Origin of the sequence: Bradyrhizobium sp. LA6.8 (assembly GCF_040547935.1) — a bacterium.
Classification (GTDB): domain Bacteria; phylum Pseudomonadota; class Alphaproteobacteria; order Rhizobiales; family Xanthobacteraceae; genus Bradyrhizobium; species Bradyrhizobium barranii.
In genome coordinates, this window is record NZ_JBEPQQ010000001.1 from 1,457,853 (window position 1) to 1,470,661 (window position 12,809).

9 protein-coding genes are annotated in these 12,809 nt (G+C 64.4%); 6 read left to right on the forward strand and 3 right to left on the reverse strand.

What is annotated here, in order from left to right; genetic code table 11:
- Position 1: 1 nt before the first annotated feature.
- The gene (locus tag ABIA90_RS06680; protein WP_085402890.1) at positions 2–853 is read right to left on the reverse strand and encodes a phosphodiesterase; all 852 of its coding nucleotides are present in this window, start codon (positions 851–853) and stop codon (positions 2–4) included.
- Between the two features lie 260 nt (positions 854–1,113).
- Between ABIA90_RS06680 and ABIA90_RS06685 the strand changes: the two genes are divergently transcribed.
- The 3 genes from ABIA90_RS06685 (at position 1,114) to ABIA90_RS06695 (ending at position 3,519) form a co-directional block, all read left to right on the forward strand.
- On the forward strand, positions 1,114–2,124 hold the full coding sequence (locus tag ABIA90_RS06685; protein ID WP_354122115.1) for a M23 family metallopeptidase: 1,011 nt from the start codon (positions 1,114–1,116) through the stop codon (positions 2,122–2,124).
- A gap of 9 nt (positions 2,125–2,133) precedes the next feature.
- Positions 2,134–2,454: a DUF805 domain-containing protein gene (locus ABIA90_RS06690; RefSeq protein ID WP_354122114.1), complete on the forward strand. Its 321-nt coding sequence runs from the start codon at positions 2,134–2,136 to the stop codon at positions 2,452–2,454.
- 297 nt (positions 2,455–2,751) lie between these two features.
- Entirely contained in the window at positions 2,752–3,519 is a 768-nt protein-coding gene (locus tag ABIA90_RS06695) for a class I SAM-dependent methyltransferase (RefSeq protein ID WP_063983649.1), read from the forward strand.
- A gap of 324 nt (positions 3,520–3,843) precedes the next feature.
- Here ABIA90_RS06695 and ABIA90_RS06700 read toward each other — a convergent pair whose 3' ends face one another.
- Positions 3,844–5,322, reverse strand: coding sequence for a protein adenylyltransferase SelO (locus tag ABIA90_RS06700; protein ID WP_354122113.1), 1,479 nt, complete (start codon positions 5,320–5,322; stop codon positions 3,844–3,846).
- A gap of 198 nt (positions 5,323–5,520) precedes the next feature.
- On the opposite strand from ABIA90_RS06700, the gene aspS reads away from it, so the two are divergent.
- Positions 5,521–7,293: an aspartate--tRNA ligase gene (aspS, locus tag ABIA90_RS06705; protein WP_063983647.1), complete on the forward strand. Its 1,773-nt coding sequence runs from the start codon at positions 5,521–5,523 to the stop codon at positions 7,291–7,293.
- A 168-nt stretch (positions 7,294–7,461) separates the two neighbouring features.
- Here aspS and ABIA90_RS06710 read toward each other — a convergent pair whose 3' ends face one another.
- Complete coding sequence (locus tag ABIA90_RS06710) at positions 7,462–9,432, reverse strand: aq_1923 C-terminal domain (protein ID WP_354122112.1); 1,971 nt, start codon at positions 9,430–9,432, stop codon at positions 7,462–7,464.
- Positions 9,433–9,678: 246 nt separating this feature from the next.
- Between ABIA90_RS06710 and ABIA90_RS06715 the strand changes: the two genes are divergently transcribed.
- On the forward strand, positions 9,679–11,988 hold the full coding sequence (locus ABIA90_RS06715; protein ID WP_063983646.1) for an NADP-dependent malic enzyme: 2,310 nt from the start codon (positions 9,679–9,681) through the stop codon (positions 11,986–11,988).
- A 352-nt stretch (positions 11,989–12,340) separates the two neighbouring features.
- A complete protein-coding gene (locus tag ABIA90_RS06720; protein WP_071914566.1) occupies positions 12,341–12,793 on the forward strand; it encodes a DoxX family protein in 453 nt (150 codons plus the stop codon).
- Positions 12,794–12,809 lie beyond the last annotated feature (16 nt).

Consider the following 12,809-nt stretch of genomic DNA (forward strand, 5'->3'; position numbering starts at 1 on the left):
CTCATCGCGCCGGGAAGTTGAGCGCATAGTCGCGGTCGTTCATTCCCGTCGGTGCGGCGAATGGAAAGCGCAGACTGGTGTCGAGGAAGTCGTGGCTGTGCACGACCAGGTTCTCGCTGTCGATGAGCACCACGCCATAGGCCGGCGGCTCATGGCTGGCGAGATGGTCGGTCGCGGCAGCGTCAAGCTCGAACCAGACCTGGTGGTTGGTGCCGCGGAGCGTCGAGAACGGGATCTTGCCGTAGCTGCCGAAGATCGGCCGGTGCACGTGGCCGAAGAAGAGATGGCGGATGCGTGCGCGATAGGGCGCGATCACCTCGGCGAATTCGGCGCTCTGCGCCAGTGCGATCTCGTCCATCGCGTGGACGCCGACCGGGAAGGGCGGATGATGCATGAAGACGACGAACGGCATGTCGGCGGGCGCGGCCGCCAGCGTGCTCGCGAGCCAGCCGAGGCGCTTGGCGCACATCTCGCCGGCGTGGCTGGTTTCGTCCAGCGTGTCGAGGAAGACGAACAGGCCGTGCTCGGTGGTGCGGGTGCCCTGGACGAAGCCGTTCGGGTCGCGCGGCGCGGCCTTCAGGCCGTCGAGGCAGGCCACGCGCTTGTCGTGATTGCCGACCATGGCGATATAAGGGATTTTCAGCGCGCCCATCGCCTCGGCGAAATTGACGTAGGATTCAGGCTCGCCCCAATGGGTGAGGTCGCCGGTCACGACTGCGAAGGCAGCGTCGGACTGGTGCTTGTTGATGTCGGCAACCGCCGCGTCCAGCCGGGCGCGCGGATCGAGGCCATAGAGCTTCAGTCCGGGGTTCGCGAGATGCGTGTCGGTGATGTGGATGAATTTGAAGGGCATGGCGCGTCAGGACTGTTGGAGGATGGGCGCCTCCGGCAGGACGTCCCTGACAGGCCGTTAGAGCGCCAGTGTTTCAGTTTGATGACAGCGGTTCCTGCGGCGCGGGGAAGATGTGGACATGCTTGGGACGACCGGGCGAGCGTACTCTGGGGTGGAATGACCTCTCACGATTGAGGCGCAAGATGCGGTCTACCTTGCCGCGAAGATGCGGTCGTGGTTTGCTCATACTGCTCACCGAATTTGCATCACGAGACCTCCGAATGTTGCCGCCGCGTGGCCTCCCCAAGCTGGCTTTGCTTGCCGTCTCCCTGCTGCTTGTCGTCCGCTCCGCCGTCCCCGATGCGGCGCGCGCCGAATTCAATTTCGCCCGTTACAAGGAGACCGATCTCGACGAGTTCCTGGCACGGCGGCGACCGGCCACCGGCCTCGACGTCTACCCGATGTCGCCGCTGAAGCTCGACGTCACGCTGGCCTCCCACGGGGAGCCGTGCGCAAGTGGCGCGCTCAAGCGATCGCTGATCATGAGCGGCATGCCCAAGACCGACGCCGACTCCTTGCAGGCGACCAACTGCATCACGGTCCGCTCCGCCAAGGGGCGCGAGCTCAAGGTCTTCATCCAGGATGTGGTCTACGGCTTCTTGCCGGCGGAGGTGCCGGTTGGGGACAAGCTCTCGCTCTATGCGATCCATGCCTTCACGTCCCCCGAAGGGCCGGGACTGCTGGTCAATGAATTCCTCACCCCGCGCAGCTTTCCGCGCGCCGAGAAGCCGGCAGACAAGACGATGACCTCCTGTGGATGCTGGACCCAGGACGAGCATCCCGGCGTCGATTTCACCTCCGACAAGGCAGGCGGCCCGGTGGCGGCGATGGCGGACGGCGTCGTCGTCAAGATCGAGACCAGCGAGCAGGCGCCGGCTGACCTGCCCGTGATCGGCGGTTGCGGCCGCTACGTCGTGCTCAAGCACACCTATCCCAACGGCGGCGTCGTCTACACGCGCTACGTCCAGCTCGGCCGCATCGTCGGTCCGAAGGGCGAGCCGCTTGCGGTCGGCGCGAGCGTCAAGGCCAAGGACACGATCGGCGAGATCGGCCCGAACAAGGTGCTGCATTTCGAGATCCGCCCCGTCGCGCCCGGAACGACGACGACGAACAAGGCCTGGGCCGAGCGGTACGCCAATGTGCCCGACATGGAGTGGTCCCGCTACGATCCCGTCGATCCGCAGAAGTTCGACGCGGCGTCGTTCGGCGGGATCAGGAAGGCGACGAAGTAAGGACGGCGCGTGGAAATCCTGCGTTTCTTGTTCTCATTCAGCGGACGCGTTAGCCGGTTCGACTATGTGTTTCGCTTCCTGATCCCGCTGGCCGTGGTTCATGCCGTGGTGATTGTTCTTGTCCCTCCGCTTCAGTTTAACGTGGCATTCGGGGTCCTCGTGCTGCTCTCGCTCTGGCCCAGTTGGGCCGTCGGTGCCAAACGGTGTCACGATCGCGGGCGCTCGGGCTGGTTTCAGCTGATCCTGCTCATTCCCATCGTGGGGCCGCTATGGCTATTGATCGAGCTGGTTTTCCTGCCGAGCGTAGAGAAGACGATCAGTCGGCCATAGGCCGCAAACGCTCAATTCGATTGTTTCGATGCCAGATATCTTGCCCAGCTCCTGAGCACCTCAGCGACGCCTGCCTGACTTTCAACGGGTGCAATCCAGTCGGTCGCTTCGCGCGACAATTCGAGAGCGTACAGCACCTCGTTGACGAGCGGCTCAACCCCGTATTCCACGGGAATGATACGAAAGGATCGGCCATGAGGCCATCCTGGCTGTCAGGGTGGCCCGCTAACAGTGCGCCGCCATGTCTTTACACCGATGGGTTGCAGGAGGTATAGAGCTGCCGTTGGAGCCAGGAAAATGGAACGCTCGCCTAGAGATTGCTGTGCCCTTTGCGGCAACACTGAATTTCATCCAAAACTGACGATCAGCCGCAGGGGTGATGACTTCTCTATCGTACAGTGCGGCGGCTGCGAGCATGTCTTCGTTGCTGATCCGCCGGCGGACACAGCCAACCACGTCGAGATCGAGAAGATCGACTGGGCGTTCCGGCCACGACATCACCAGATTAGGCGGCTAATCCTCGCGCACCTCAAGTCCGGTCAACGGGTACTCGAGATCGGCTGCGGGCGTGGCGAGGTCGGTTACCTGTTGCGGGACGATCCCGTAGTCTATCAGGGCTACGAGCCGGCACGCGGGCTTTCCGACTTTGGTATCCGTGCCGGCGTACCGATAATTCAAGAAATTTACCGCGGCGGCGATACGGCCGATGCGATCGTGATTGACAACGTCATCGAGCACGTCGCCGAGCCGCGACAGATGGTTGAAGTGGCGGCGAGGTCATTGCGGCCCGGCGGCCTCGTGATCGTCATCACCCCAAATGTGCATGACGTGCGGGCGATCTTCCCGCAGTTTCGAAAACGGCATCTGTGGATCCCGCCAGATCACATCAATTACTTCTCGGCGCGGGATATCGATTTCATTTTCACAGCAGCCAACCTGCCGCGGCCGCAACGCTTCCGGTTCTTCCCACTCAGCCTAAAGGATTATCGCTTCTTCCCGCGCGCATTTTCCGAAACGCTTGGCCTATCGATCTTCGGTCACAACGTGTTTGCGATCAGGGATTGAAGTTCCTTTGAAGAAAAAGGTTGCTGCTGACGTTCGATCCGCCCGAGGATTGATCGTTGCAACGGTCTACGTGAAATCCGGAGCTGGTGTTTCCAATGTTGGTGTTCGGGGTGGTGAGGACGTCATCAACAGCATAGCCAGGACACGGCATCGCTATGCTGGCTTGCGTCACGGCGCCGTCAGAAACCCTCGCCTTACCTGAGCTGCTCTGCCCCGAACCGCCGGTCAGAGGGACGCCGTTGTTGGTCGTACCGCGACTTGATCGCTTCCATCCCTTCTTCGGTCAGAGTAGGGAGCTGGGTAATTTTGCACTCCCGATCAGGTTCACGTCCCGCAGAACGTCTGCAGCACTCGCTGGTCCGGCAGCGGCGGATCGGCGTAGGCGGCATAGTCCGGCTGCTCCTCGAACGGCTTCGCCAGCACCTTCACCAGCTCCTCGAACGGCGCGTAGTCGTCGTTGTTCACCGCGGCCTGAATCACGGCCTCGACGCGGTGGTTGCGGGGGATGAAGATCGGATTGGCGGCGTGCATGGCGGCTTGCCGCTCGGCTGCGGCCTGCGGCTCCAGCGCGGTGCGCTCGCGCCAGCGTTTGGCCCAGTCGTCGAAGGCTGAGGGGTCCATGAACTGCGCGCGGACGTCGGCGATTCCCGCCTCGTTGCCTGCGGCGTCACCGAGCTTGCGGAAGGTGAGGGTGAAGTCGGCCTGGTTCTTGGCCATGGCGTCCAGCAGGTCCTGGATCAGCGCCTCGTCGCCGTCGCGTTCCGTGAACAGGCCGACCTTCTTGCGCAGGCCCGCCTGATAGGCGGTGCTGAACGTCTCGGAGAAGGCGCCGAGAATGTCCTGGGCGTCCGCGACCGCCTTCTCCTGCTCGTCGGAGAACAGCGGCAGCAGGCATTCGGCGAGCCGGGTCAGATTCCATAGCGCGATGCGCGGCTGGTTGGCATAGGCATAGCGGCCCATCTCGTCGATCGACGAAAACACCTGCGCGGGGTTGTAGGCATCCATGAAGGCGCAGGGGCCGTAATCGATGGTCTCGCCGGAGATGGAGCTGTTGTCGGTGTTCATCACGCCGTGGATGAAGCCGACCAGCAGCCAGCGCGCGATGAGATCGGCCTGACGCGCGACGACGCCGGCGAGCAGGGCGTGATAGGGGCGCTCTGCCTGGAGCAGATCCGGATAGTGGCGGGCGATGACGTGGTCGGCGAGCCGGCGGATCGCGCCGGTGTCGCGGCGGACGGCAAAGAACTGGAAGGTGCCGACGCGGATGTGGCTCGCGGCAACACGCGTCAGCACCGCGCCGGGCAGCGCGGTCTCGCGGATGACGTGCTCGCCGGTGACGACCGCGGCGAGCGAGCGCGTGGTCGGGATGCCGAGCGCGAACATGGCTTCGCTGACGATGTATTCGCGCAGCACAGGCCCCAACGCGGCGCGGCCGTCGCCGCGGCGGGAGAATGGGGTTGGACCCGAGCCCTTGAGCTGGATGTCGCGGCGGACGCCGTCTTTGTCGATGACCTCGCCGAGCAGGATCGCCCGGCCATCGCCGAGCTGGGGCACGAATTGCCCGAACTGGTGGCCGGCATAGGCCATGGCGATTGGATCGGCGCCAGCGGGAACCGTTTTCCCGGCCAGGATTTCGGCACCCTCAGGGGTCTCCAGCAGATCCGGGTCGAGCCCGAGCTGGACCGCCAGCGGGCGGTTCAGCTTGATCAGCCGGGGGGCGGCCACAGGGGTCGGCGCGACCCGGGCAAAGAAGCTGTCCGGCAGTGCCGAATACGAGTTCTGGAAGGGGAAATGGACGGTCATGGATGTAAAGATAGGCGGGGAACGCCTGATGGCAAAGGCTTGAGGCCCAATCGGCCAAAAATGGGCGCTTCTGGCCCCAAAACAGCCCGTCCCCTTGGTTGCCGCCTCCGGCCTCGTCGGGTAAACCCTGCCGCAACTTCGGACCGGTCGTTTCAGGCCGTCCGATTCGACCCCTCCGACATTAATTTTGGGACGACCATGCATCGCTACCGGTCACATACATGCGGCGCGCTCCGCGAGAGCAACATCGGCGAAACAGTTCGCCTCTCGGGCTGGGTCCATCGCGTTCGCGACCATGGCGGCGTGCTGTTCATCGACCTGCGCGACCATTACGGCCTGACCCAGTGCGTGGTCGATCCGGACTCGCCGGCGTTCGCGCTGGCCGAAAAGCTCCGCTCGGAATTCGTGGTCAAGATGGACGGCAAGGTCCGCCGCCGCCCCGAGGGGACCGACAATGACGATCTGCCGACCGGCAAGATCGAGATCTATGTCAGCGAGATCGAGGTGCTCGGTCCGGCCGGCGACCTGCCGCTGCCGGTGTTCGGCGATCAGGAATATCCCGAAGACATCCGCCTGAAGTATCGCTTCCTCGATTTGCGCCGCGAGAAGCTGCACCAGAACATCATGACGCGCGTCGACATTATCAAGTCGATGCGTCGGCGCATGGAGGGGCAGGGGTTCTTCGAGTTCAACACCCCGATCCTGACTGCGTCCTCGCCGGAAGGCGCGCGCGACTTCCTGGTGCCGTCGCGCATCCATCCCGGCAAGTTCTATGCGCTGCCGCAAGCGCCGCAGCAGTACAAGCAGCTGCTGATGATGTCGGGCTTCGACCGCTACTTCCAGATCGCGCCCTGCTTCCGCGACGAGGACCCGCGTGCCGACCGTCTTCCGGGCGAGTTCTACCAGCTCGACGTCGAGATGAGCTTTGTCACGCAGGAAGACGTCTTCGCGGCGATGGAGCCCGTGATCACCGGCGTGTTCGAGGAGTTCGCCAAGGGCAAGCCGGTGAGCAAGAACTGGCGCCGCATCCCGTTCGCCGAGGCGCTGCGCAAATACGGCAGCGACAAGCCGGACCTGCGCAACCCGATCGAGATGCAGGACGTCTCCGAGCATTTCCGCGGCTCCGGCTTCAAGGTCTTTGCGCGCATGCTCGAAGACCCCAAGAACCAGGTTTGGGCGATCCCGGCGCCAGGCGGCGGCTCACGCGCTTTCTGCGACCGCATGAACTCGTGGGCGCAGGGTGAAGGCCAACCCGGTCTCGGCTACATCATGTGGCGCGAGGGCGGCGAGGGCGCTGGCCCGCTTGCCAACAACATCGGGCCTGAGCGCACCGCGGCGATCCGCGCGCAGATCGGTGTCAAGGAAGGCGATGCCGCCTTCTTCGTCGCGGGCGACCCCGACAAGTTCTGGAAATTCTCCGGCCTTGCCCGCAACAAGGTCGGCGAGGAATTGAACCTCACCGACAAGGAGCGGTTCGAGCTCGCCTGGATCGTCGATTTCCCAATGTACGAGTACAACGAGGACGACAAGAAGGTCGACTTCTCGCACAACCCGTTCTCGATGCCGCAGGGCGGTCTCGACGCGCTGAAGGGCCAGGACCCGCTGACCATCAAGGCGTTCCAGTACGACATCACCTGCAACGGCTACGAGATCGCCTCGGGCGGCATCCGCAACCACGTGCCGGAAGCGATGGTGAAGGCGTTCGAGATCGCGGGTTACGGCGAGCAGGAAGTGGTCGACCGCTTCGGCGGCATGTACCGCGCCTTCCAGTACGGCGCGCCGCCGCATGGCGGCATGGCCGCGGGCGTCGACCGCATCGTGATGCTTCTGTGCGGCACCAACAATCTGCGCGAGATATCGCTGTTCCCGATGAACCAGCAGGCCATGGATCTGCTGATGGGGGCACCGTCGGAACCCAGCACCAAGCAGCTCCGCGAGCTGCATGTGCGGGTGAACCTGCCGCAGAAGTGATCTGAGCCGGTTTTCGGGCTCGTGCCGGACGCAGCGCAGCGCGACTTCAGCGGTGCGCTGCAGAGCCGGGCCCATGTCTCGGCGAGCCGCGGCACTTCTGGGTCCCGGCTCTGCGCGGCAGCGTAAGAACGCTGCAGCGCGTCCGGGACAGAAGTCCACCGCTCGCCCCTACAGCCCCGTCGACGCCTCGATCCTGAACTGCGCCAGCGCGACGATCGGCTCGCTGTTCAGTGCGTCCATGAGCTGAAGCACCGGCACCTTGCCGAGCGGGGTCAGCTTGATCGTCAGCGTCTGACCTGAGGTCTCGACGAAGCCGGCGAGTGCATCGACCGCCGCTTTGGCATCGAGATTGGCGGCCGTGACCTTCTCGCCCTGCGCGCGGATCATCTCGGCGATGGTACTGCGGGCAGCGTCGCGGCTGACATTCTGCATGCGCGAGAACTGCGCCACGACGAGATCGACGACGCCGCTGTCGCGCAGGGAGAGCTCGATCGTACCGGTCTCGACCTGCGCCGCCTGGCCCATGGCCTGCGCCGGGTCGGTCGTGAACAGACCGCGCGGCACGTTGGTGAGCGCGAAGCGGGCCTGCGCCTTGGCGAGGTTGCCGAGATCAATGGGGGCGGGCGCAAGCGCAAACGCGCCCGAGGACTCCGTCCAGGCGGCGCCGAGATCGAGGTCGATCGCCAGCTTGTCCACGCCCGCCATGATCAGCGGCCGCTGCGCCGGATTGGAGGGATCGGTCGGCGTGACCATCTTCACGACCAGATTGGCCTTGCTCGGGATCGATCCGACCAGCTGGCCCCAATTCAGGCTGATCGTGTCGATGGTGATGAGCTGCCGCGTGTTCTTGTAGGGCGAGACCACGCCCTTGATCTCGGCGCCTTCGAGCACCCGGAACAGGCCCAGCATCTGGTCGGGCGAGGGCGCCTGCCCGGGATTGCTAAGGCCCGCGGCCCAGCGCATCAGGTTCGTAATGCTGAACGATTTGAGCGCGAAGCGCTCCATCTTGAACTGCCCTTGCGGCGACGGCGTATCGACGCCCTCGACGGCGAACTCGCCCTCGCGGTACCTGACCGCATTGATCTTGGCTGTTCCCTGCGGCGTCCCGATCGACGTCTTGCCCATCTCGGCCTTGCCGATGCGAACACCCTCGTAGACCCCGGCGAGCTTCTCCAGCAGCTCGCGCGCCTGCGCCGGCGTCTGGGGCGCCGATTGATCCTGCGGCAGCGCGGCGAGCACGTCGGCCAGCCGGAATTTCGACGGCTGCACGGCAATGTCCTCGATGGCGAAGCCGTCGATATCGACGCGAATCGCCTGTGCCGATTTGAGCGTGTACGGGCCTGCCGAGACTTGCCGGTAGACCCGGCGATAGTTGTCGTCGCCGCTCGTCTGCGGATCGAGCGCCGCGAGGATCGCGGTGGCATCGAAATCGTTGACGATGATGTTCGACAGCTCGCCTGTCAGCTTGTCCGGCTTGCCTGGCTGCTTCACCTCGACCGAGATGACGGCGCGGTCGGCCTTCATCGCATCGATCTTGCCCTGCTTGAGGTTCTGGATCGCCAGCCCGGTATAGGTGAACTCGCCGCTGCCGGCGGCAGCGTTGCCGGAATCGAAGCTCATCGTCAGTGTCGGGGCCGTAAGCGACGAGGCCGTGACGCCCGTGTACAGGCTGAGCGCATAGCGGTACATCTCGATCAGGGAGTTGTCCGCTGGCGCAGCTGCGGCGTGAACGGGACCGGCGTAGTCGCGCATCGTCAATTGCGGGATCTTGTAGGAGACTTTCAGTTTTGCAGGGGGAGCCTGGTCCAGTGCGACCTCAACACCGGTGATGTCGATGCTGTCGGCCGAAAACCTGATATCGTCGACCAGGCGAACACCCGTCCCTTTGATGCCGGCGATCTTGATCTGCGCCTGCGGCAGGGTGCCGGGAGTGACCGCGATATCCTCGATCGTCAGCGTCCGGGTCGCGAGCTCGAACGTGATCTTGCCGTGGCTCGCCTTGCCGCCCTGTTGGCGCATCTGCTCGAACGCCGCCTCGACCTCGGCGGTGGCCCGATGCTGGACGTAGAGGTTGAAGCCGAACCATCCGCCCGCGGCAAGCACGGCTGCCACGATCAGGCCGATCAGGATCCGCTTCATTCCCAGCTCCAGTTGCCCGTTTTGCACTGCGCAACCTGCCATATTCGGGAAATGCCGCGCGGTCTAGGGAAAGCTAGCGCTATCAGGTATTTGACCATGCGCACTGTTGATGGGGCCGTAATCGGATGTTGCCACCGGGGCGCCCGCCGTGCTTCATCCCGTTTCCATGACCCGGAAATACCGTCCGCTTGGGCGGCGGCTCCGGATGAGGCATTTTGAGGCCGGTAACGCGAGGCGAGACACCGCATGTCGTCTTATTCTGATGATCTCCACCAGGCGGCGCTGGCCTATCACCGTCTGCCGCGCCCCGGAAAGCTCGAGATCCAGGCGAGCAAGCCGCTCGCCAACCAGCGCGACCTCGCGCTTGCCTATTCTCCGGGCGTTGCCGCCGCCTGTACCGAGATCGCCAAGAACCCGGCGGAGGCCGCCACGCTCACCACCCGCGCCAATCTGGTCGCGGTGGTCTCGAACGGCACCGCGGTGCTCGGCCTCGGCAATATCGGCCCGCTGGCCTCCAAGCCGGTGATGGAGGGCAAGGCCGTCCTGTTCAAGAAATTCGCCGGCATCGACGTGTTCGACATCGAGATCGCCGCCGACACCATCGAGCGCGTGGTCGAGACCGTGGCGGCGCTCGAGCCGACCTTCGGCGGCATCAATCTCGAGGACATCCGCGGACCGGAATGTTTTGAGATCGAGGCGCAGTTGAAGGAGCGCATGAAGATCCCGGTCTTTCATGACGACCAGCACGGCACCGCCATCATCGTCGCCGCCGCCATCACCAATGGTCTCAGGCTGAACGGCAAGAAGCTGTCCGACGTCAAGATCGTCGCGTCGGGGGCAGGGGCCGCCGCGATCGCGACGCTCAACCTTCTGGTGTCGATGGGCGCGCAGCGCAAGAACATCTGGGTCTGCGACATCGACGGTCTCGTGCATGAAGGCCGCAACACCACGATGGACCGCTGGAAGGCGGTCTACGCGCAGAAGACCGACAAGCGCACGCTGGGCGACGTCATCGGCGGCGCCGACATCTTCATCGGGCTGTCGGCACCAGGGGTGCTCAAGCCGGAGATGGCCAAGGCGATGGGCGACAAGCCCCTGATCATGGCGCTCGCCAATCCGACCCCGGAGATCATGCCGGAGGAGGCGCGGAAGGTGCGCCCCGACGCCATGATCTGCACCGGCCGCTCCGACTATCCGAACCAGGTCAACAACGTCCTCTGCTTCCCCTTCATCTTCCGCGGCGCGCTCGACGTCGGCGCCAGCGCCATCAACGAGGAGATGAAGCACGCCGCCGTCGAGGCCATTGCGCAGCTCGCGCGCGAGGCGCCGTCGGATGCGGTCGCGCAGGGCTTTGACACCGGCGAAACGCAGGGCTTCGGCCCCGGCTCGCTGATCCCGAGCCCCTTTGATCCCAGGTTGATTCTGCGCATCGCGCCCGCCGTCGCCAAGGCGGCGATGGAGTCGGGCGTCGCGACGCGCCCCATCACCAACTTTGACGAATACACCGCGCTGCTCGAGCGCTTCGCCTTCCGCTCCGGCCTCGTCATGAAGCCGATGTTCGCCAAGGCCAAGACCCAGCCGGTGCGCGTGATCTACGCCGAAGGCGAGGACGAGCGCGTGCTGCGCGCCACGCAAGTGGTGCTGGAGGAGAAGCTGGCCACGCCGATCCTGGTCGGGCGTCCGTCGGTCGTCGAGGCGCGCATCAAGCGCTTCGGCCTGTCGATCAAGGCAGGCAAGGATTTCGACCTCGTCAATCCCGAGGACGATCCGCGCTACCGCTCCTATGTCCAGTCCTATGTCGAGGTCGCCGGCCGCCGCGGCGTGACGCCGGATGCTGCGCGCACGGTGGTGCGCACCAACAACACGGTGATCGCCGCGCTCGCGGTCATGCGCGGCGAGGCGGATGCCATGCTTTGCGGCGTCGAAGGCCGCTACATGCACCACCTCCGCCATGTCCGCGAGATCATCGGCTTCTCCGCGGGGATCATCGACTATGCGGCACTGGCGCTGCTGATCACCAGCAAGGGCGCCTTCTTCATCGCCGACACGCAGGTTCGGCCCAATCCGAGCGCCGAAGAGCTCGCCGAGATCGCCTCGCTGGCGGCGGTCCACGTCCAGCGCTTCAACATCAAGCCGAAGATCGCCTTCGTCTCGCACTCGGATTTCGGCAGCTACGACACCGAGTCCTCGCGCAAGATGCGCCGGGCGACCCAGCTGTTGAAGGAGAAGCATCCGGAGATCGAGGCCGACGGCGAGATGCAGGGCGACACGGCACTTTCAGCTGCTGCGCGGAAAATGGTGCTGCCGCACTCCAAGCTCGAGGGCGAGGCCAACATCATGATCATGCCGAGCCTCGACACCGCCAACGTCGCCTATCAGATGATCAAGTCGCTGGCGGATGCGCTCCCCGTCGGCCCGATCCTGATCGGCCCGGCTCGCCCGGCGCATATCCTCACGCCATCGGTGACGGCGCGCGGCATCCTCAACATGACGGCCGTTGCGGTCGTGGAAGCGCAGGAGCGCGCCGCGCGGCAGCAGCCGACGCTGTTTACGTAAGATGCCGTCTTACCCTCTCCCCCCTGTGGGGAAGGGTGGATCGCCGTGTTAACGGCGAGACGGGGTGAGGGGTCTCTATCCACGAGTCCCACCGCTATTGAGCTCGCGGAGAGATACCCCTCATCCGGCGCCATAGCCGAAGCTTCGCTTCGGCGTTCTTAAGAACGGCGGCCGCAGGCCGCCTATGCCACCTTGTCCCACAAGGGGAGAAGGCGCACCGCCCGCGTCGCCAACTTTGAATTGCTCGCAGTTCGCCATTTCCCCGTTTGTAAACCGGCGCACGACTCTTCATAATCGCCCGGTACTCTCGTCAAGACGCCTTTTTCAAAAAGCCTGAGCCAAGAGGCCGATCATGCCAGCGTTCGTGACTTTCGGGCGAATCCTGTTCGCCGTGCTGTTCATCTACACGGGCGCGACCAAGTTCTTTCCCCTCCAGGCGACGGCCGATTTCATCGCCACCAAGGTGGTGGTGCCTGAGGTCATCGAGTCCTACACCAAGCAGATCGAGACGGCGACCGCCATGACCACGCCGCAACTGCTGGCGATCGCGGCCGGCGGGCTTGAGATCATTGCAGGCCTGATGATTGCGCTGAACTTCGGCGCGCGCTTTTTCGCATTGCTCATGATCATCTACATCGCGGGCTCGACCGTCCTGTTCTCCGATTTCTGGAATCAGGCCGCGCCCGACAACGCCAAGATGGTGGTCGACGCGCTGAAGAATCTCTCGATCATCGGCGCGCTGTTCATGATCATGGGCTATGGCCGCGCTACGCGCTCGGCTGAGACGGCCTACGGGGACGTGTAAAGCGAGTTGATGGCTC